Source organism: Actinomadura sp. NPDC048032, assembly GCF_040653175.1.
GTDB classification, from domain to species: Bacteria; Actinomycetota; Actinomycetes; order Streptosporangiales; family Streptosporangiaceae; genus Spirillospora; species Spirillospora verrucosospora.
On the sequence record NZ_JBEZJP010000031.1, the window covers coordinates 1 to 19,567 of the forward strand.

The following is a 19,567-nucleotide window of genomic DNA, read 5'->3' on the forward strand; positions in this document are numbered from 1 at the left end:
CGGGACGGTGGGAGCGGCGGTCGCCGGGGCGGCGGTGATCGCCGCCGCGGGCTGCTCGTCCGGTGGCGGCGGAGGAGGGGGCGGTGACGTCGGCGGACGGCGGGTCGATGACGGCGCCGAAGTCGCAGAAGGGCAGCTTCGTGCACAGCTCGCGGGTGTTGTCGGCGTCGAAGGCTCCGAAGCCGCCGTCGCGCGAGGCCATCCCCTCCAGCCAGCGGACGGCCCTCCTGATCGGCTCCTCCGCCGCCGGTAAGGCGGCCCTGCGCAGCGCCAGGATCGCCTCGGCGGTGTCGTCGGTGTCGGGGTAGACGTCGTTGTCGAACTCGAACGCCCAGCCGCCCGGCGGGACGTCCGGCCGCTTCACCGCCCAGTCCCCCGGCCCGCGGACCTCCTCGCCGACGATCCAGTCGGCGGCCCGCAGCAGGGACGGGTGGTCGGCGGCCACCCCCGCGTCGGCGAGCGCGTTCACGGCCAGGACCGTGTCCCAGACGGGTGACTGGCACGCCTCAAGGCGGCGTCCCTTCCCGTCGCGGATCGTGAAGCGTTCGAGCCCGTCGAGGCCGCGCCTGATGACCGGGTGGTCGAGGCCGTAGCCGAGCTCGTGCAGCGCCATCAGCGAGTACACCCACGGCGGCTGGATCCCGCCCCAGCAGCCGTCGGCCTCCTGCCTGGCGACGATCCAGTCGGCGGCCCGGCGCAGCGCCGCCCGGCGCAGCGGGCGCACCGGCCGCCTCTCGTACACGTGCAGAACGCGGTCGAGGGCGTTGAACGCCGCCCCCCAGCCGCGGGCCTCCCGGGCCGGCATCACGCCGCAGCGCAGTTCGGGCAGGTCGAACGGCAGGGCCCGGACCGGGCGCAGCGACCCGAGGATCGTCAGCGGGACGATCGTCTGCCGTGCCCAGCACGCCCAGTCGTAGACGTTCAGGGGGACGCGGCTCGGAAGGTACATCAGCTCGGGCGGCATGACCGGCAGGTCGTCCCAGGACCACTGGCCGAACAGCGCCAGCCAGACGCGGGTGAAGACGCGGCTGCCCTCGATGCCGCCCGCCTCCCGCACGTAGGCCGCGGCCTCGCGCATGTGCGCGGCGTCCACCGGGTCCCCGGCGAACCTCAGCGCGACGTACGCCTCGATCGTGGTGGACAGGTCGGCCGGGCCGCCGTGGAAGTTCGCCCACGTGCCGTCGTCGCGCTGCCGGGAGCGGATCCAGCGCGCCGCGTCCTTGGTGTCGGCGTCGGAGCGGATGCCGAGGAACTGGCGGAGCAGCAGGTCCTCGGCGTCCATGGTCACGTTGGTCTCCAGCTCGGCCTTCCACCAGCCCTCGGGCGACTGGAGGCCGATCAGGCGGTCGCGGGCGGCGTCGACGGCGGCGGCGGCCGCGCCGGTGAGTCCGGACACGTCGGTGGTGGTCATGCAGCGCTTCCCTTCTCGCCGGCGCGGCGGGGTCAGTGGTCCCGGGAGGTGACGAACAGGGCGATGTCGCGGAACTCGGCGGCCACGGCGCCGTCCATGCCGGACTCGTCGAGGTGGCGCCCGGCGGCGGCGACGCGGCGGTCGGCCTCGGCGGAGGCCCAGTCGCGCCCGCCCGCCGCCTCGACGAGCCGGGCCGTCTCCCGCAGGGCGTCCTCGGACGGCGGCCCGGGGTCGGCGTACAGCGCGGCGAGCCGCCGCGACTCGGGGCGCCCGGCGTTCAGCGCGTACACCACCGGGAGCGACTTCTTGCGCGCCCGCAGGTCGGCCAGGACGGGCTTGCCGGTCGCGTCCGGGCTGCCCCAGATGCCGAGCAGGTCGTCGACGAGCTGGAACGCGAGGCCCATCTCGGCGCCGAAGCCGGTCAGGTGGGTGACGAGCCGGGCGGGGCCCTCGGCCAGCATCGCCCCGATCGAGCACGCGCAGGCGAGCAGGGCGCCCGTCTTGTCGGCCGCCATCGCCAGGCACTCGTCGAGGGCGACGTCGTCGCGCTGCTCGAACCCGATGTCGAGCGCCTGGCCCGCGATGAGCCGCTGCGTGGCGGCGGTCAGCGCGCGCGCCGCCCAGTGGGCGCCGCGCGTCTGCTGGTCCAGGAGCAGGTTCTCCGACAGCGCCATCAGCGCGTCGCCGCCGAGGATGGCGGCGGACGGGCCGAACACCGTCCAGGCGGCGGGGCGGTGCCGGCGGGTCCGGTCGCCGTCCATGATGTCGTCGTGCAGCAGCGAGAACGCGTGCACGAACTCGACGGCGACGGCGCCGGGCAGCGCCGTCTCCTCGGACGCGCCGGCGGCCCGCGCGGACAGCAGCGCCAGCGCGGGGCGCAGCGCCTTGCCGCCCGCGGCGGCGGGCTCCCCGTTCTCGTCGGTCCAGCCGAGGTGGTAGGCGACGACGCGGCGGGTCCACGGGTCGAGCCGCTCCGCGGACGCGCGCATGGCCTGGTCGACCAGGGCGCGCCCGCCGGTGATCGAGGTCGGGACGGTCATCGGCCGCTCCCCCCGTCCGGGGCCGTCCGGCGCAGGTGGCGGCGGACGAGCCGGGCCGCGGTCAGGCCGCTGCGCACGGCTCCCTCCATCGTGTCCGGCCAGCCCGTGTCCGTCCACGCGCCGGCGAGGAACAGCCACGGCAGCCGGGTCGCGGACGCGGGGCGCAGCGCCTCGCTGCCGGGGCTCTGGCGGAACGTCGCGTGCCGCTCCCGCGTCACGAAGAAGTCGGTGACGCGGGCGCGCCGCGCGGCCGGGAACAGCCGCTCCATCTCGGCGAGGTAGACCGCGCGCAGCGCGGCGGTGGGCGTGTCGATCCAGCGGTCGGCCGCCGAGACCGAGACCGCCAGGTACTGGCCGCCGCCGGTGAGGCCGCTGACCGCGGTGCGGTCGAACACCCACTGGACGGGCGAGCCGACCGCCGCGGCGAACGGCGGGTCGGCGCCGTCGACCCGCAGGACGGGACGGTCGTAGACGACGTGGACGTTGACGATCGGGCTGGAGCCGAGGCCGGCCCAGCGCGCCCGGCCGGGGGCCGCCTCCTCGGGGACGAGCGCGGCCGCCGCCCGGTGGGGCACGGCGACCACGACGGCGTCGGCGCCGACCGGGGCGCCGTTCACGACGAGCTTCGGACCGGCGTCGATCGCCGTCACCTTCGCGTTCAGGTGGATCCGGCCGCCGTCCCGCTCGATCCTGGCCGCCGGGAGCGCGCCGTGCAGGTCGCCGAGCGGGACCGCCGGCACGCCGATGTCGGCGGCGTCCGGGCGGCCGAGGAGCGCGGTCCGGCACACGAACGCGGCGGGGCCGAGCGCGGCGCCGTCCAGCCGGGCGTTGAGCGCGGCCGTGACGAACAGCTCCCAGAGCGCCTCGCGCGCCCAGGGGCCCTGCCCGTGCTCGGCGAGCCAGGTGCCCATGCTGATCCGCTCGTGCGACGGGTCGGAGAGGTCGAGGCGGTCGAGCGCCAGCGACGCGCCGACCGCCCGCAGCCGGTCGGCCGGCGAGAGCAGCCGGTACCCGGCGAGCGCGGGCAGCAGGTGCAGGGGGCCGGGGGCCTTCACACGGCGGAGCCGTGCAGTGGACACCGCACGGCGGAGCCGTCCGGCGCGGCCGTCCGGGGTCAGGACGCGGACGTCGAAGCGGTCCTGGACGCGGACGCGGTCCAGGGCGTCCAGCCGTGCGAGCAGGCCCCGGTACGCCGAGCAGCACTTCAGGAAGATGTGCTGCCCGTTGTCGACCGTCAGCCCGTCCCGCGAGAACGAGTGGGTGGCGCCGCCGAGCCGGGGACGCGCCTCGTAGATCGTCGCGCGCACCCCCGTCTCCTGGAGCGCCAGCGCGGTGGTGACCCCGGCGAGCCCGCCGCCGACGATCGCGACCTCCGGCGGGGCGCCGTCGCGGGCGCTCACCGGTGGATCCCGGCCATCGCCATGGCGGACACGGTCGCCTTCTCCCAGGCGGGCAGGGACGTCCGCGTCTCCAGCGCGGTCAGCGGGTCGGCCGTGATGCGCCGCAGCAGGTGCCGGTAGATGCCCGCCATCGCGCCCGCGCACGCGGCGCTGCGCCGGTCGAGCATGGGCAGCAGCTCCAGGCCGTCGGCGTACCACCGCCCCGCCCGGTCCGCCTCGAAGCGGACGAGGCCCGCCAGCCGGTCGGGGTCGTCGGTCGTCCGGCCCGCCTCGTCGCGCTCCAGGGTGCACCCGAACCGGGCGAGGTCCTTGGCGGGGAGGTAGACGCGGCCGTTCGCCCCGTCCTCCCGGACGTCGCGGAGGATGTTCGTCAGCTGGAGCGCGACGCCGAGCGCGTCGGCGCGCGGCACGGCCGCGGCGGGGTCGGCCGTCCCGAACACGCCGAGCGACAGGCGGCCGACGGCCCCGGCGACGCAGCGGCAGTACCAGAGGAGGTCGTCGAAGGTGTCGTAGGTCTCGCCGCGCACGTCGGCCTCGCAGCCGTCGATCAGCTCGCCGAACGCGTCGAGGGGGATCGCGTGGCGGCGGGCGGCGTCGGCCAGCGCGACCAGCACCGGGTCGGAGGGATGGGCAGTGGGCTCGGCGAGCCGCGCCCGCTCGGCGGCGAGCTTCGCGAGCCGGTCCGCAGCGGGCGCGCCGTGGTCGTCGCCGATGTCGTCGATCCGCCGGGCGAACGCGTACACGGCGCTGAGGGCCCGCCGTTTGGGCGGGGGAAGCAGCCGGATCCCGTACGAGAAGTTGCGCGCCTGGGAGCGCACGACGCTCTCGCAGTGCCGGTAGGCGGTGGAAGCGTCCATCTAAGCTGCCCTTCTCCTTCCCATGGTCCGCGACCACTCGGCGAGCAGCCGCACCTTCCTCGGCCGCGGCGGGCCCGGCAGGACGTCGTAGGCGGCGCGCTCCAGCGCGTCGAGGGCGGCGAGGCCGCCCGCGACGTATCCGGCGACGGCGATGCGCGCGAACCCCCGGAGCCCGCCGGTGAGCCCGGCGCCCTCGTCGAGCATGCGCCGCGCCCGCCTCGCCTGGAGCGCCACGACGCCGCGCAGCCGGGTCGGGGTCGCCGGGGCGGTGAGGTCGTCCTCGGTGCACCCGAACCGCCGCAGGTCGTCCGCGGGCAGGTAGACGCGCCCGTTGCGGTGGTCCTCGCCGACGTCCTGGCAGTGCTCGATGATCTGCAGCGCGGAGCACACCCGGTCCGACAGGCGCAGCCGGTCCGGCGTGGCGGCGCCGAACACGTGCAGGACGATGTGCCCGACCGGATCGGCGGACAGCGCGCAGTAGCCGAGGAGGTCGTCGAACGTCGCGTACCGGGTGACCTCCTGGTCCTGGCGGTTCGCCCGGACCAGGCGGCGGAACGGCTCGGCGGGGATGCGGTGGGCGACGATCGTCGCGGCGAGGTCGCGCAGCACGGGCAGGTCCGGCCGCTCCCCCGCGTAGACGCGGTCGAGATCGCGCTCGACGAGGTCGAGGAGACCGGCCCGCTCGCCCGGCGGCGCCTCGTCCCCTATGTCGTCGACCAGGCGGGCGTACCCGTACACGTTGAGCAGGTGCGCGCGGTGGCGCGCGGGCAGCAGCCGGGAGGCGACGGGGAAGTTCTCCCCGGACTGCAGTTCGGTCCTCGCCCGGCGTTCCTCGGTGGCGTTCCACAAACGCTCGCTGACGGACATGGCGTTCCCCCTGGGGCGGTGGCGGCGCGGGGGCGTACATCGATGCCCGTTAACCGGGTGGCCGGCCGGTAAACATGGCCATCGACGGGGCCCATGACGCGTACGTCCCCGATCGGCCGCGCCGAGCCTCCCGATTTTCCGTCCTTTATGAAAATAGGCCGGAAGCGGTCAGGCGGGAACAGGGAATCGGAGAGTCCAGCGATCACCAGTGGTCATCGCGCATTCACCTGTGGACGATCATTACCTGGCGGGTTGGAGGCGGCGATCCGGGCGGAACGGGCGGTGGCCGGCTCAGTAGGTGGTGAGGATTCGCGCGAGTATCCGGGGCGTCTGCTCGGGCGGTGCGGCCTCGGTGACCAGCGTGTTGAAAATGTGCCAGTGGTGCTCGATGTCGGCGCGCCGCGTCGGGTAGACGGCATTGTCGGGACGCTCCAGATAGACCATGTCCTGGAGGCCCTGCTGCGGGAACCGGACGAGCGTGAGCGACCCGTCGCCGGCCACCTGGCCGGAGATGCCGAGGGGCGCGATCTGGATCGTGACGTTCGGCCGCCTGCACTGCTCGATGATGTGTCTGATCTGCAGCCGCATCGTCTCGGGCGCGCAGACGGGACGCCACAGCGCCCCCTCGTCGAGCACGACCCAGAGGTTGAGGGGGCGCGGCCGGCGCCGCAGGACGCGCTGGCGCCGCATCCGGAACTCGACGCGCCGCTCGACCTCGTCGGACTCGGGGCGCAGGCCGCGGACCAGGCCGCGGGTGTAGTCCTCGGTCTGGAGCAGGCCGGGGACGAACTGGGCCTCGAACGTGCGGACCAGCCTGGCCGCCTGCTCGGCGCTCAGGTAGTCGCGGACCCAGCGCGGCACGATGTCGGCGTCGCCGTGCCACCAGGGCCTCGCGCCGGTCTGCTCGGCCAGGGCGAGCAGGGTCGCGCGCTCGCCGGGGTCGGCGCCGTAGCGGTCGAGCAGGCCGGCGACGTCGGCGGCCTTGGCGCCCGTGCGGCCCAGCTCCAGCCTGGCGATCTTCGACTCGGACGCGCCGATCGCCAGGCCGGCCCCGGGCCGGGGCAGCCCGGCCGCCTCCCGCAGCTCGCGGAGCCGCTTGCCGAGCAGCATGCGCGGGACGAACGGGTCGCCCTGCGCGGGGACCGCGCCGGCCGGAGCGCTGCGCCCGGGCGGCGGTTTCCTGCTGCCGGTGATCGTGACGGAGGCCAAGGGGGACTCCTCATCGGAAGACGGCATGGACGACCGCTCCGACTATAGTTCACGCTCCGCGTCGGAGATAAGACCGTATGTTACTTACCGTCCCGGCCACGCGGCCCGGACCCCGGAGACGGTTCCCGGCACGGCGCGTCAGGGTTTACGGGCCACCCCGCACCTGGTCGGCAGGCTCTCGCCCTCGATAGGCCCGACTTCGGGACGCCACGCCCCGCTCGTCACCAGCCCCGGTTCCTCCAGCTCCAGGCCGTCGAAGTAGCCGCGGATGAACTCGGGGTCGCGCAGCCGGAACGGGATCGCGCCGGTCTCGTCGTAGGCGCGCTGCGCCGCGTTGAACCGCGCGTTCTCGTCGGTGGAGTCGTGCAGGATGAGGTAGCTGCCGGAGGGCAGCGGGTCCATCAGCCCGCGGACGACGCCGTAGGCCTCGTCGGGGTCGACGATGTGCCCCAGCACACCGATGATCATCAGGCCGACGGGCTGGGACAGGTCCAGCAGCTCCGAGGCCCGGTCCATGATCGTCTTCGGGTCGTGCAGGTCGCAGTCGATGTAGGCGGTGCGGCCCTCGTTCATCAGGGCGCGGGCGTGCGCGAGGACGAGCGGGTCGTTGTCGACGTAGACGACCTTGGCGTCGGGGGCGGCGCGGCGGGCCATCTCGTGGGTGTTGTCGACGGTGGGAAGGCCGGTCCCGCAGTCCATGAACTGGCGGATCCCCCGCTCGCGGGCGAGGAACCGGATCGCCCGGTCCATGAAGTAGCGGCCCGCGCGGGCGATCTCCACGATGCCCGGGTACAGCGAGACGTAGTGGTCGCCGGCGAGCCGGTCGACCTCGTAGTTGTCGGTCCCCCCAAGCCAGTAGTTCCAGATCCGCGCCGACTGCGGCACCTCTGTGTTGATCTTGGTGTCCGATCCCTTTCCCGGGCCCCGGGTGGTATCCGTCATGTCTGACGCTCCTTCCAGCAGGTACGGGCACCTCTCGCGGCAAACCTAGACCCCGCGCCCCAGAGGCGGCCGGAAAAGTGAAATTCGGACCTGTCCACGCACCGATTCGGGACGATAATGAATACACAGAGTGGCGGAAACCCTGAAAACCGGGTGGCGCGTGCGCCAGGTGTGACGAAAGCGATCGCTGAACGCCCTCCGCCCGGAGGACCGGTCGATCTCTTACGGGCGGGACACGGATCGGTGTCCGCGCCGCCAGGATGAACCGGCCGGACCACCGCGGAAAAATTCGCCTTTCACTTTTCCAAGATTTTACTTGGCCGAGCGGCGCCCGTGACCGGAGCCTCCAAACCCTCATAACCGCCTATACCAGGTGATTCTTGAAAAACCGTCACCCGGCGCCGAACCTGATCACACGTTTCTTCAATGCGGCGTTTCGGACATTCGCCTCGTCCAGCCTGAGACGTCCAGGGGGACGGCCCTCAGCGGCCCGCCCAGACGGCGATCGCGAGCGCCACCCGGTCCTCGAACCGCATGGGGTCGCGGCCGGTCAGCGACTCGATCCGGGACAGCCGGTGGCGCAGGGTGTTGGGATGCAGGTACAGGGCCCGCGACGTCGCGCCGACCGCGCCGCCCATGTCCAGGAAGGTGCGCAGCGTCTCGGTGAGGCGGGTACCGTGCGCGGCGTCGTACTCCCTCAGCGGACGGGCGATCTGCTCGGCGAACGGGGCGAGCTGCTCCTGGTCGAGGCGGCCGAGGAGGGCCTGGAAGGTGGCGAGGTCGGCGGCGTGCACGACCCCGCCGGTGCGGCGCGCGGTGTCCAGGGCGGTGAGGCTCTCGGTGAGCGAGACCGGCAGGTGCTCCAGCGGGCCAGGGCTGCCGACGCCGGCGGGCTCGGCCCAGGCGTGCGCGTCGTTGGTGACGAGCAGGGCCGTGTGGTCGTCCAGGCCGAGGACGCCGGGCAGCTCCTCCTCGACCGCGCCGTCCATCGCGATCACCAGCAGGGACGCGGGGTCGAGCCCGGCCTCGTCGATCCGGGGCCGCAGCGCCTCGGCGGACGCGAGCCCGTCGCGCACCATGCGCAGCAGCCGCCCGGTCTCCTCCCGCTCGTGCCGCTCGTCGCCGACGGACGCGAGCCGCTCGGCGAACCACTCGGTGAACCCGAGGAACGGGACCTCCCGCGGCACCTCCAGCAGCGGGAGGCCGACGCGGTCGCAGGCGTCGCGCAGCTCCTCGGGGACGGCGTCGGTCACGTCGCCGATCCCGTAGCCGACGGCGCTCGCGCGGGCTGCTTTGACCGAACCGGCGAACGCGGCGCACGCGCCCCCGTCCCGCAGCGACGCGCCGACCGTCAGCACGATCTCGTGCCCGTGCAGGTAGGGGCCGGGGTCGAGGAGCTCGGTGGAGTGCGCCCAGCGGACCGGGCGGTCGAGACCGTCCTGCCCGGCGACGAGGCGCAGCCGGAAGCGCGGCACCTCGAGGAGCTGCCGGACGGTCAGGTGCGGCAGCGTGGAATCGCTGGTCACATCCTCACCCTCTCACCCCGCCTGGGCGCCCTCCCGCGCCCGTGACCGTGTTTTGGGCAAGTGCACGAAAGGTCGGGCGCGCCGCGGTGGGTTCGGCCAAGGAATCCCCATGACGCTTGTCACCAGCGGTTATGCCGGGTTTGCCTGGTGCTTTCGGAGCGTTGCGAGGTGATCTCATGGACGGGCGGGTCGCGCTGGTCACCGGGGCGGCCGGCGGCGTCGGCGCCGCGATGGTGCGCGAGCTGGCGGGACGCGGCTGGCGGACGGCGGGCCTCGACCTGCGCCAGGCCCCGGACACCGACCACTCGGTGAGCGTGGACGTGGCGGAACCCGCGCAGGTGCGCGCGGCGGTCCGGCGGATCGAGCGGGAGCTCGGCCCGGTGGAGGCGGCGGTGAACGCGGCCGGGCACCACATGATCGTCCCGGTGTCCGACATCGCCTGGCCCGACTGGCGGCGGATGCTGCGGGTGCACCTCGGCGGCGTGGTGAACATGTGCGCCGCCCTCGCGCCGGGAATGGCCGAGCGCGGCCGGGGGAGCATGGTGGCGATCACCTCTCACCTCGCCGTCGGCGGCGCGAGCGCCGAGGCGCACTACGCGGCGGCCACCGGCGCGGTGCTCGGGTTCGTCCGGTCGCTGGCGGCGGAGCTCGGACCGTCCGGGGTACGGGTGAACGCGGTGGCGCCCGGCCCCACCGACACGCCGATGCTCCCCTACGACTCGCCCTGGCGCAGGCCGTCCTATCTGCAGGGCGTGCCGGCCGGGCGGCTGACCTCCCCGGAGGAGGTCGCGCTCGCCGTCGCCTACCTCATCGAGGACGGCACGTTCTGCACCGGCGAGGTCCTGTCCCCGAACGCGGGGACGGTGGTCTGATGACGATCGCGCTGATCACCGGGGCGGCCGGCGGGCTCGGCGAGGCGGTGGCGCGCCGGCTCGCGGCCGACGGCCGCCTGGTCGTCCTCAACGACCGTCCCGGGCGGGACGTGGCCGGGCTCGCCGCCGAGCTGAACGGCATCGCCGCGCCGGCCGACGTCTCCGATCCGGCGGCGGTCACCGCGATGGTGGCGGAGGTCGAGCGCCGCACGGGCGGGCAGATCGCACTCCTCGTCACCTGCGCCAGTCGGCTGGAGATGGCTCCGTTCACCAGGTCGGAGGACCTCGACGACTGGTGGCGGACGGTCGACATCGACCTCGGCGGGACGTTCGCGTGCGCGCAGGCCGTGATGCCGGGCATGGTCGAGCGCGGCGGCGGCCGGATGGTGTTGACCGCGTCCGAGTGGGGCGTGGTCGGATGGCCGGAGGCGAGCGCCTACTCGGCGTCCAAGGCGGGCGTCGTCGCGCTCGCCAAGTCGCTCGGCCGCGAACTCGCCCCGCTCGGCATCGCGGTGAACGCCGTCGCGCCGGGCGCGATCGACACGCCGCTGCTGGAGACGGACGCGACCGCCGCCGGGGTGTCCGTCGAGGAGATCCGCGCCCGGTACGCCGCCCGGACGCCACTCGGCCGGATCGCGACCCCCGAGGAGGTCGCGGCGGCGGTCGCGTTCCTGGCCGACGAGCGCCTTCCGACGCTCGTCGGCCAGATCCTCCACGTCAACGGCGGCACCACCCGCTCCCGCGCCTGACCGTCACTCGCGGGCGCCGGCGGCGTCGGCGGGGCGGGAGGCCATGGCGAGGCGGGCGGCCGGGAAGGTCGCGGCCGCGGCCAGCAGGAGGCCCCAGGCGAGGACCCCCAGGTGGCCGAGCGGCGGGACGTGCGGGGGGCCGTCCGTCATGCCCGCGCCGAACGCGGTGAGCGCGGCGAGGGCGACGGCCGTGCCGAGAACGGCGGCGATCACGACGACGGCCAGCGTCTCCCACCCGAGCATCGCCATGACCTGGCGCCGGGTCGTCCCGACGAGGCGCAGCACGGCGAACTCGCGGGCCCGGCCCGCGGTGGCCATCGCGAGGGTGTTCACCACGGCGATCGCGGTGAACGCGATGATCAGCCCCATCGCGACGTAGGCGACCTCGGCGTTCCCGGCCGTCCGGGCCTCGGCGAGCGCGCCCGGGGCCGCGACCGGGAGACCGCGCGGCGGGGCGCCCGCGATCAGCAGCGCGCCGCGGGGGTCGTCGACGTGGGCGGCCAGCAGGTCGCGGTCGACGGTGAGGTCGCCGAACCCGAGGCCGCGCCCGTAGACGGCGATCACGGTGGGCCGGAACGGCGTGCCGTCCCCGAGGGTGAGCGCGAGCCGGTCCCCGGGCCGGACGCCGAGGCGCCGGGCGGCGGTGGCGCTGACCGCGATGCCGGAGGCGTCCAGGCGGTCGAGCGACCCGGCCCGGACGTCCAGGTCCATGGTGCGGTCGAGGCCCGCCGGCGTGACGCCCTGGACGCCGTAGTTCTCCAGGCCGACCCGGACGGTGCCGTGCAGGACCTCGGTCACGGCGGTCACGCCGGGCGTCCGGCGGAGCCGCTCGGCGGTGCCGTGCGGGACCGCGGGGCCGGCGGCGTGCGCGGCGACCGTGCCCTCGCGCGCCTGCCGTGTCGCGGCGTGGCCGATCGTCGTCTGTGTGAACAGGATCGTCGAGGTCAGCCCGATCATCAGCGTCAGCGGGGTGACGACGGACGCCAGGCGCCGGGCGGCCGCGGCGAGGTCGGCGGCCGCCAGGTGCCCGCCGCCCGGCAGGAGCCGGAGCGGGACGGCGAGCCCGGCGACCGCGGCCCGGACGAGGGCGGGGCCGAGGAGCGCGACGGCCGCGGTCCAGACGATCGCGGTCAGCATCGTCACCGGGCTGGACGCCGCCTCCGTGTCGAGGTGCGCCAGCAGCGCCGTCAGGGCGGCGGCCCCGGCCGCGACGGCCAGCCCGGCCGCGATCCGGACGGCGCCGAGCCGGGCGCGGCCCGTGGCCGCGTCGCCGAGAGCCTCGACGGGCCGGATCCGGGCCGCGCCGCGGGCGGTGATCCGGGCGGCGGCCACGGCCGCGAGGACGGTGGCGAGCGCGGCGGCGAGCGGCGGGAACGGGCCGATGACGAGGTCCAGGTTGGGCGGCAGGGCGCCGAGCCCGCGGAACTCGTCCCGCAGCAGGAACGCCAGCGGCAGGCCGGCCGCCGCGCCGAGCGGTCCCGCGACGAGCCCGACCAGCAGCGCCTCGCCCCCGATCATCCGGCGGACCTGCCGCGGCGTCGCGGCGACCGCGCGCAGCAGCGCGACCTCGCGCTCCCGCTGCCGCACCGACAGCGCGAACGTCCCGGACACCACGAGGACGGCGACGAGCAGGGCCGTCCCGCCGAGGGCGCCGCCCAGGGAGATGAGCTTGACGCGGGCCTTCTCCGCGCCGAGGAACTCCGCCCGGCCCCGGTCGCCGCCGGTGTGGACGGTCGCCCCGGTGCCGCGCACGGCGTCCTCGACGGCCCTGGCGGAGCCGCGGGCGCCGACGGCGGTGACCATGCCGCCGCGGCCGGACAGGCGGGCCGCCTGAGCCGTCGAGAAGAAGACGGCGGTCTGGTGCGCGAGCGCCTGCCGGGTCACCCCGACGACGCGGTAGGCGCCGGGGACGGCGGCCTCGACCCGCACCGACGTGCCCGGGTGCAGGCGGCGGGCGCGCGCCGTGGCGGCGTCGACCACGATCTCGTCGTCCGCGGCCGGGGCGCGGCCCTCGCGGAGGGTGAACGGGGTGAGCGCGGCGGACTCCCACCCGTGGCCCCAGGACGGGCGGTCCTCCTCGGGGGCGCCGATCTCGGCGGGGAACGTCACCTCGGTGACGACGTCCCGGACGCCGTCCGCCGCCCGGACCCGGGCGGCGACGGAGGCGGGCAGCCACACGCGCTCGGCGAGCGGCTTGGCCTTGTGCTTGCGCTTGCCCTTCTTCTTGACGATCACCTGGTGGACGGACTGGTCGCCGGTGACGACGACCGGCGCCCCCGCGTACCGTTCCGGCGCGACGGAGCCGCGCAGGCCCGTGTCGAGCAGGACGCCGCACGCGCAGATCAGGGCCGCCGCGCACAGCAGCGCGGCGAACGCCCCCGCGAAGCCCGCCTTGCGATGGCGCAGCGTGCTGAGCACGATTCCGAACATCACTTCCACGCTCCCAGCCGGGTCATGCGGGCGGCGACCTTGTCGCTGGACGGGGCGTCCATCGAGTCGACGATCCGTCCGTCCGCGAGGAACAGCACCGTGTCGGCGTAGGAGGCGGCGACCGGGTCGTGCGTGACCATCACGACCGTCTGGCCCATGCCGTCCACGGTCTCGCGCAGCAGCGTCAGCACGTCCCGGGCCGTCATCGTGTCGAGCGCGCCCGTGGGCTCGTCCCCGAACACGACGTCCGGGCGCGTCACCAGGGCGCGCGCGATCGCGACCCGCTGCTGCTGCCCGCCGGACAGCTGCCCGGGACGGTGCCCGGTCCGGTCCGCCAGCCCCACGCGGGCGACCACCTCCGTGAGCCACGCCTTGTCCGGGCGGGTGCGCGACAGGCGCAGCGGAAGGGTGATGTTCTGCTCCACCGTCAGGGACGACACCAGGTTGAACGCCTGGAACACGAAGCCGACGCGCCGCCTGCGCAGCTCGGTCAGCTTCGTCTCGTTCATGGAGGACAGCTCGGTGTCCCCCAGCCGGACCGTGCCGGACGTGGGCGTGTCGAGACCCGCGGCGCAGTGCAGGAACGTGCTCTTGCCCGAGCCGGACGGCCCCATCACCGCCGTGAGCCGGCCCCGCGGGAGGGTCGCCGTCACCTCCCGCAGCGCCGCCACCGCTCCCCTGCCCCGTCCGTAGACCTTGCTCACCGCGTCCATGCGCACCGCGTCGTTCATGCCCACAAGTCTTGTGACCTGCGGTTCCGGCCACCAGAGAGGAGATCACCGGCCACCCGTGACCTCGTCATGGGTCCGGGCGTGACGCCGTCCGGGGCGGTCGGCGCCGGCTGGTAGACATATGCTGTGATCAAGGTGCTTCTCGCCGACGACCACCACGTGGTGCGCGGCGCCCTCGCCGCCCTGCTGGGGCTCGAACCCGACCTCACCGTGGTGGCCGAGGTCGAGCGCGGGGACGAGGTGCTGCCCGCGGCCCGCTCGACCCGTCCCGACGTCGCCGTGCTGGACATCGACATGCCGGGCCTGGACGGCCTCGCGGCCGCGGCGGCGCTGCGCGAGGCCCTCCCCGACACCGCGACGCTGATGCTCACCGGGCACGGCAAGCCCGGCCACCTGCGCCGCGCCCTGACGGCGGGGGTCAGCGGCTTCCTGCTGAAGACGGCGCCGCCGGACGAGCTGGCCGCCGGCATCCGGAAGGTCGCCGCCGGGGAGCGGGTCCTCGACCCGAACCTCGCGCTCACCGCCTGGGACCTCGCCGACAACCCGCTCACCCCGCGCGAGACCGACGTGCTGCGGCTCGCGGCGGAGGGCGCGGAGGCCCCGGAGATCGCCGGGCGGCTCCACCTGTCCGCCGGGACGGTGCGCAACTACCTGACGGCCGCCGTCACCAAGCTCAACGCCCGCAACCGCACCGACGCCGCGCGCATCGCGCGCGAGGCGGGCTGGCTCTAGCCGATCCTCGCCTCCAGCCGGAAGCATCCCTTTCCGTCGGCGCGCGCGCTGAGCGTTCCGCCCGCCGAGGCGAGCCGCGTGGTCAGGTTCCCGATGCCGGCGCCGGGCGCCGTCCGGGGGGCGGCCGGGTCGAGCCCGTCGTTCTCCACGACCAGCCAGACGGCGGCGCCGTCCTCCCCGGTCGCGATGGTGCAGCGGGTGGCGGCGCTGTGGCGGAGCACGTTGGTCACCGCCTCGCGCAGGACCGTGCCGAGCACCGCCGACACGCGCCCGTCCAGGACCGGGTGCCCGAGGGCGGTCTCGACCTCGACCCCGGCGGCGGCGAGCACCGACCGCGCCGACGCCGCCTCACCGTCCAGCGCGAGTTCGGCGTCCCCGCCGGTCGCGGTGCGCAGGTCCGCGCGGGCCTGCTCGGCCATGGCGACGACCTCGGCGAGCTCCGCGCGGGCGCGGTCCGGGTCCGCCCCGGCGAGCCGGCGGGCCAGCTCGCACCTGAGCAGGATCGCCGCCAGGCTGTGCCCGAGCAGGTCGTGCAGGTCCCGGGCGGCCCGCAGCCGCTCCTGGACGGTCGCCGCCCTCGCCAGCTCGTCCCCGGCGGCCCGCAGGTCCCGCACCAGGCGCGCCAGCCGGACGAGCCCGTACACCACCAGGCCCGTCACCAGCGTGCTGACCACGTAGTTGGCGACGGCCGCAGCGCCGAGCCCGAGGGCCCGAGCGGCGGCGCCGGTCACCGCCATGGACGCCGCCACGAGCGGGACGGCGGCCCACGCGGGGAGCCCCACCAGGAACGTCCCGGCGAGGAACCCGGCGACGCCCAGCCACGCCTTCCCGAAGACGGCGAGGGGGGCGAAGCAGAGGACGGCCAGGACCGGCGGCCACCACCGGGGCCGCCCGCGCCCGGCCCAGAGCAGCTCCACCGCCGAGATCAGCGCCAGCCCCGCCGCGGCGGCCGGCCACCGCGGCCCCCACGGGACCAGCAGCAGCCCCTTGACGGAGAACCCCGCCAGGACCGCGGCCAGCAGCGCGAGCGAGAGCCGGTAGGCCGCCCGGTCGGGCAGGCTCACGGTGCGGTCCCCCGCCGCGACGGCGGCCTCCACCGCGAACCGGCCGTCCCCGTCCAGGCCGGCCGAGAAGGTCCCGCCCGCCGCGCGCACCCGTTCCGCCGCCTGCTCCAGGCCCTCCGCGCCGCGCTCGGCCGTGCGGACGCCGTCGTTGACCACCCGCAGCCCGACCAGGCCGCCCCGCTCCGACGTCGCGATCAGGCAGGTCCGCGCGGAACCGGCGCGCACCACGTCCGTCACCGCCTCGCGCAGGACCGTCGCCAGCAGCGCCCCGGCCGGGCCGAGCGGCTCCCGGTGGCCCTCGCGCACCTCGGCCCGGACGTCCGCCGCCTCCAGCAGCGCCCGCGCCGCCGCCATCTCGGGGGCCAGCGACATGCTCCGCAGCCCCGCCGCGGCCGTGCGCGCCCTGTTCAGCGACTCCCTGGCCACCGCCAGCACGTCCGCGACGGCCTCCGGGCGGTCGAGGGCGCGCCGGCTGCCGGCCGAGATCGCCCGCAGGCCGTCGCCGAGCCCGCCGTCCAGCTCCGCCGCGATCCGCAGCCGCTCCCGTTCCACGGCCGCCACGGTGAGGGGCAGCCGGGCCGCCGCGACGTCGTCCGCCCGGTCGGCCAGCCGCACCAGCCCGTAGACGACGAGCCCGGTCAGCAGGCAGCTGATCGTGACGTCGGCGCTCGCGCCGCCGCGCAGGGCGTCCGCGAGCGCCGCGCTCGCCAGGACGCAGGCGGCGGCCGGCCAGGCCCCCGCGAGCAGCAGCGACCCGACGACGAAGCCGAGGATCCCCGCCGACGTCCCGAACGCGACGACGCCCGCGTAGGCGGCGGCCGCCTGCGCGGCCAGGCTCCAGCCGCCGCGCCATCGCCGCCAGCGCGGCACGACCTGGACGAACTGGGCCAGCAGGACCACCAGCACGAGGGCGGTCGCCGCGGCCGCCCGCGCGGCGCCCTCCGTCCGCGAGGGCGCCGCCAGCGCGTACACCGCGGCGAACGAGGCGAGCACCACCCCGACGATCAACCGTGCCGACCGCGGCCCCGCCGGTACCGCCCCTGCCACCCGTCCCCCGCTTCCCGGCCCCTGCTTCCCGTTCCGAGGGCCGCCGTCCCCGCCGCCCGCGCCCGCGAGTCCGGGCCACGGCGGCGGGTGCCAGGGTACGAGGTCGTCGAGAACGCGACCGTCCGGGACGCCGTCCCGGCGCAGCTGTGGCGGCGCGACGACGCGCTGCGGCCGCTCGGCTTCTTCCGGCTGGTCAGGGCGGTCGTCCCGGAATGGCCGGTGATTTCGCCGATGTCGGCGGACGCGGCACGGGCCGAGAATGTGCGTCCCGGAGCCGGGTGACCGGCCCCGCCCCGTTTCCGGAGCCGCCCCTCGGCTCCGCCCCCCGGAACAGGAGCGAACCGACGTGCCCACCCTCACCGCACGCGCGGCGAAGACGGCGCTGGCCACGGCGCTGACCGCGGCCGCCATCGCCGTCCCCCAGACCGCCCGGGCCGCCGACAACCCCTACGAGCGCGGCCCCGCCCCGACGCAGCAGAGCATCGAGGCCCTCCGCGGCCCGTTCGCGACGTCCCAGACGAGCGTGTCGTCCCTGAGCGTCACCGGCTTCGGCGGCGGGACGATCTACTACCCGACGAGCACCGCCGAGGGGACCTTCGGCGCCGTGGCGGTGGCGCCCGGCTACACCGCCGACCAGACCAGCATGGCCTGGCTCGGGCCCCGGCTCGCCTCGCAGGGCTTCGTCATCTTCACGATCGACACCCTCACCCGCCTCGACCAGCCCGACAGCCGCGCCCGGCAGCTGGAGGCCGCGCTCGACTACCTCACGCAGCGCAGCACCGTCCGGACCCGGATCGACACGACCCGGCTCGGCGTGATGGGCCACTCGATGGGCGGCGGCGGGACGCTGGAGGCCGCCGAGGACCGGCCGCAGCTCCAGGCCGCGATCCCGCTGACGCCGTGGGACCTGCAGAAGAACTTCTCGGACGTGCGCGTCCCCACCATGATCATCGGCGCGCAGGCGGACACGGTCGCGCCGGTCGCCACGCACTCCCAGCCGTTCTACGAGAGCATCCCGGCGGCGTCGGAGAAGGCGTACCTGGAGCTGGCGGGCGCCAGCCACTTCGCGCCCAACACCTCGAACACGACGATCGCGAAGTACAGCATCTCCTGGCTCAAGCGGTACATCGACAACGACACCCGCTACGACCAGTTCCTGTGCCCGGCGCCCTCGCGCGACCTCACCATCTCCGAGTACCGGGACACCTGCCCGAACTCCTGACCCCGGTCGCCGACCGGACCCCCTACCGGCCGGGCCGCCCGCCTCCCCGCGCGGGCGGCCCCTCGGCGTTCGGGCCGGGCCCGCCGTCCCCGGGGCCGTGCAGCCGCAGCGCGCTCAGCGCGAGGACGAGCTCGACCAGGTCGCCGGGCCGGGCGAGGGTCCGCCCGGTGAGCCGCTCGATCCTGCGGAGCCGGTTCAGGACGGTGTTGCGGTGGCAGAACAGCCGGTCGGCCGCGCGGGCCGCCGAGCCGCCGCACTCCAGCCAGGTCTCCAGCGTCGTCAGCAGGGCGTCGCGGAACCCGGGGTCGACGTCCCCGAGCCCGCCGAGCGCGACCTCCCCGAGGCGCCCGGCGAGACGGGGCTGGGACAGCACGAGCGCGTCGGGGAGCCGGCGGTCCAGGCGGGCGATCTGGTTGCCGGGGCCGCGGCACGTCCGCAGCGCCAGCTCGGCGAACCAGCGGGCGCCGCCCAGCTCGGCGAGGCTGCCGACGACCGGGCTCACGCCGGCGTGCGACCGGGCGTAGGGGCGCACGGCGTCGACGAGGTCGTCGAGCTCCGCGGCGCCGAGCGCGACCAGCGCCACCTGCGCGTCGGTGCGCAGCCGCCAGATGAACCGCATCCCGCCGGTGTCGCCCGGCCGCCGGTTCACCCCGTCCCCGAAGCCGCCCTCCGCGCCGAGCATCACCACGGCGTAGCGGCCGGTCGCGGGCAGCCCGAGGACGGACGTGGCGGTCGCGAGCAGCCCGCCGTCGGCGCCCTGCCCGTCCAGGAGGGCGTCCACGATCGCCTGGACGCGCTCCTCGCTGCGCCGCGCGAGGTCCAGCTCCGTGCGGTGGTAGGCGGCGGCCGCCGCGCCGGACTGCTGGTCGATCGTGTCCCAGGTGCGGGTCGCCTGCCGGATCAGCGCCGCGACGTTCTCCGGGTCGTGCCGTCCGACGACCTCGACGACGGCCTCCCAGAACACCCGCCCGGCGAGCCGGTAGGAGCGCAGCAGCTGGTCGAGCGGCTGCCCCTGGTGCGCGCGCCGCTGCCCGAGCCGCCGCGCCCACTCCAGGTCGGCGCGGCCGCGGCCCGGGTCCAGGATCGTCTTGAAGCCGTGCCCGAGCCCGGTGTGGCACATCTCCCACACGTCGTGGCGGAAGGCGTCGTCGCGGTCGCCGCGGTCACCGGAGAGGATCTCGGCGGTGAGCCGGTCGGCGAGGTCCGGCAGCCGGTCCGCGAGCCGCAGCACCGCCTTGCGCATGATCGTGCGATCGGCGTCCACCTGGCCGACGTTCATCGCGGGCCACCTCCAGCAACGGGCGCGCCCCGCACAACGCGGGGGCCTCATCGTGCCACCACGGGGGCGCACGGGCCATCGTGGGACGCCGACACTGTGCGCGGTCACAACGGCCGCCGCTCCGCGTTGCGCCGCGTCCCCGAAACCGGAGCCCGCTCTGGACCGGTGCCGGGCGCCCGTGTTGCCCTA

At 75.6% G+C, this 19,567-nt stretch carries 17 protein-coding genes; 5 read left to right on the forward strand and 12 right to left on the reverse strand.

Annotation, left to right across the window (positions count from 1 at the left end; all coding sequences use genetic code 11):
• The 8 genes from shc to AB0C69_RS07050 form a co-directional block, all read right to left on the reverse strand.
• The coding region (gene shc, locus AB0C69_RS07015; protein ID WP_360350796.1) for a squalene--hopene cyclase at positions 1–1,411 on the reverse strand (1,411 nt) is incomplete at its 3' end.
• A gap of 32 nt (positions 1,412–1,443) precedes the next feature.
• Positions 1,444–2,451, reverse strand: coding sequence for a polyprenyl synthetase family protein (locus AB0C69_RS07020; RefSeq protein ID WP_360350799.1), 1,008 nt, complete (start codon positions 2,449–2,451; stop codon positions 1,444–1,446).
• Complete coding sequence (gene hpnE / locus AB0C69_RS07025) at positions 2,448–3,851, reverse strand: hydroxysqualene dehydroxylase HpnE (protein ID WP_360350802.1); 1,404 nt, start codon at positions 3,849–3,851, stop codon at positions 2,448–2,450. The genes AB0C69_RS07020 and hpnE overlap by 4 nt, the downstream gene beginning before the upstream one ends.
• A complete protein-coding gene (gene hpnD, locus AB0C69_RS07030) occupies positions 3,848–4,708 on the reverse strand; it encodes a presqualene diphosphate synthase HpnD (protein WP_360350805.1) in 861 nt (286 codons plus the stop codon). The genes hpnE and hpnD overlap by 4 nt, the downstream gene beginning before the upstream one ends.
• The gene (hpnC, locus tag AB0C69_RS07035) at positions 4,709–5,575 is read right to left on the reverse strand and encodes a squalene synthase HpnC (RefSeq protein ID WP_360350808.1); all 867 of its coding nucleotides are present in this window, start codon (positions 5,573–5,575) and stop codon (positions 4,709–4,711) included. It abuts the gene before it with no gap.
• A gap of 291 nt (positions 5,576–5,866) precedes the next feature.
• Positions 5,867–6,784: a helix-turn-helix transcriptional regulator gene (locus AB0C69_RS07040; protein WP_360350811.1), complete on the reverse strand. Its 918-nt coding sequence runs from the start codon at positions 6,782–6,784 to the stop codon at positions 5,867–5,869.
• Positions 6,785–6,922: 138 nt separating this feature from the next.
• Positions 6,923–7,726: an SAM-dependent methyltransferase gene (locus AB0C69_RS07045; protein WP_345182669.1), complete on the reverse strand. Its 804-nt coding sequence runs from the start codon at positions 7,724–7,726 to the stop codon at positions 6,923–6,925.
• A gap of 482 nt (positions 7,727–8,208) precedes the next feature.
• On the reverse strand, positions 8,209–9,252 hold the full coding sequence (locus tag AB0C69_RS07050; RefSeq protein ID WP_345182670.1) for a PucR family transcriptional regulator: 1,044 nt from the start codon (positions 9,250–9,252) through the stop codon (positions 8,209–8,211).
• A gap of 176 nt (positions 9,253–9,428) precedes the next feature.
• Here AB0C69_RS07050 and AB0C69_RS07055 point away from each other — a divergent pair, with 176 nt between their 5' ends.
• The gene (locus tag AB0C69_RS07055; RefSeq protein WP_360350816.1) at positions 9,429–10,124 is read left to right on the forward strand and encodes an SDR family oxidoreductase; all 696 of its coding nucleotides are present in this window, start codon (positions 9,429–9,431) and stop codon (positions 10,122–10,124) included.
• The gene (locus AB0C69_RS07060; RefSeq protein ID WP_360350819.1) at positions 10,124–10,873 is read left to right on the forward strand and encodes an SDR family NAD(P)-dependent oxidoreductase; all 750 of its coding nucleotides are present in this window, start codon (positions 10,124–10,126) and stop codon (positions 10,871–10,873) included. The genes AB0C69_RS07055 and AB0C69_RS07060 overlap by 1 nt, the downstream gene beginning before the upstream one ends.
• 3 nt (positions 10,874–10,876) lie before the next feature.
• On the opposite strand, the gene AB0C69_RS07065 is transcribed toward AB0C69_RS07060, so the two are convergent.
• A complete protein-coding gene (locus AB0C69_RS07065) occupies positions 10,877–13,303 on the reverse strand; it encodes an FtsX-like permease family protein (protein WP_360350822.1) in 2,427 nt (808 codons plus the stop codon).
• Positions 13,303–14,034, reverse strand: a complete 732-nt coding sequence (locus AB0C69_RS07070) for an ABC transporter ATP-binding protein (protein WP_360350825.1) — start codon at positions 14,032–14,034, stop codon at positions 13,303–13,305. The genes AB0C69_RS07065 and AB0C69_RS07070 overlap by 1 nt, the downstream gene beginning before the upstream one ends.
• 126 nt (positions 14,035–14,160) lie before the next feature.
• On the opposite strand from AB0C69_RS07070, the gene AB0C69_RS07075 reads away from it, so the two are divergent.
• The gene (locus AB0C69_RS07075; RefSeq protein ID WP_360350828.1) at positions 14,161–14,766 is read left to right on the forward strand and encodes a response regulator transcription factor; all 606 of its coding nucleotides are present in this window, start codon (positions 14,161–14,163) and stop codon (positions 14,764–14,766) included.
• Here AB0C69_RS07075 and AB0C69_RS07080 read toward each other — a convergent pair.
• Positions 14,763–16,823 carry a histidine kinase gene (locus tag AB0C69_RS07080; RefSeq protein WP_360350831.1) on the reverse strand — a complete coding sequence of 687 codons (2,061 nt, stop codon included), beginning with the start codon at positions 16,821–16,823 and terminating at the stop codon, positions 14,763–14,765. The genes AB0C69_RS07075 and AB0C69_RS07080 overlap by 4 nt on opposite strands.
• A gap of 141 nt (positions 16,824–16,964) precedes the next feature.
• Between AB0C69_RS07080 and AB0C69_RS07085 the strand changes: the two genes are divergently transcribed.
• Both AB0C69_RS07085 and AB0C69_RS07090 read left to right on the forward strand, forming a co-directional pair.
• On the forward strand, positions 16,965–17,159 hold the full coding sequence (locus AB0C69_RS07085) for a hypothetical protein (protein ID WP_360350834.1): 195 nt from the start codon (positions 16,965–16,967) through the stop codon (positions 17,157–17,159).
• A 100-nt stretch (positions 17,160–17,259) separates the two neighbouring features.
• Positions 17,260–18,099: a dienelactone hydrolase family protein gene (locus tag AB0C69_RS07090; protein ID WP_360350867.1), complete on the forward strand. Its 840-nt coding sequence runs from the start codon at positions 17,260–17,262 to the stop codon at positions 18,097–18,099.
• A gap of 22 nt (positions 18,100–18,121) precedes the next feature.
• On the opposite strand, the gene AB0C69_RS07095 is transcribed toward AB0C69_RS07090, so the two are convergent.
• Positions 18,122–19,378: a helix-turn-helix domain-containing protein gene (locus AB0C69_RS07095; protein WP_345182679.1), complete on the reverse strand. Its 1,257-nt coding sequence runs from the start codon at positions 19,376–19,378 to the stop codon at positions 18,122–18,124.
• Between the last annotated feature and the right edge of the window lie 189 nt (positions 19,379–19,567).

Coding starts and splice junctions, on each gene's coding strand:
- AB0C69_RS07020 (WP_360350799.1), bottom strand. CDS start 2,451: ATGACCGTCCCGACCTCGATCACCGGCGGGCGCGCCCTGGTCGACCAG.
- AB0C69_RS07070 (WP_360350825.1), bottom strand. CDS start 14,034: ATGAACGACGCGGTGCGCATGGACGCGGTGAGCAAGGTCTACGGACGG.
- AB0C69_RS07095 (WP_345182679.1), bottom strand. CDS start 19,378: ATGAACGTCGGCCAGGTGGACGCCGATCGCACGATCATGCGCAAGGCG.
- AB0C69_RS07045 (WP_345182669.1), bottom strand. CDS start 7,726: ATGACGGATACCACCCGGGGCCCGGGAAAGGGATCGGACACCAAGATC.
- AB0C69_RS07055 (WP_360350816.1), top strand. CDS start 9,429: ATGGACGGGCGGGTCGCGCTGGTCACCGGGGCGGCCGGCGGCGTCGGC.
- hpnD (WP_360350805.1), bottom strand. CDS start 4,708: ATGGACGCTTCCACCGCCTACCGGCACTGCGAGAGCGTCGTGCGCTCC.
- hpnC (WP_360350808.1), bottom strand. CDS start 5,575: ATGTCCGTCAGCGAGCGTTTGTGGAACGCCACCGAGGAACGCCGGGCG.
- AB0C69_RS07065 (WP_360350822.1), bottom strand. CDS start 13,303: ATGTTCGGAATCGTGCTCAGCACGCTGCGCCATCGCAAGGCGGGCTTC.
- AB0C69_RS07060 (WP_360350819.1), top strand. CDS start 10,124: ATGACGATCGCGCTGATCACCGGGGCGGCCGGCGGGCTCGGCGAGGCG.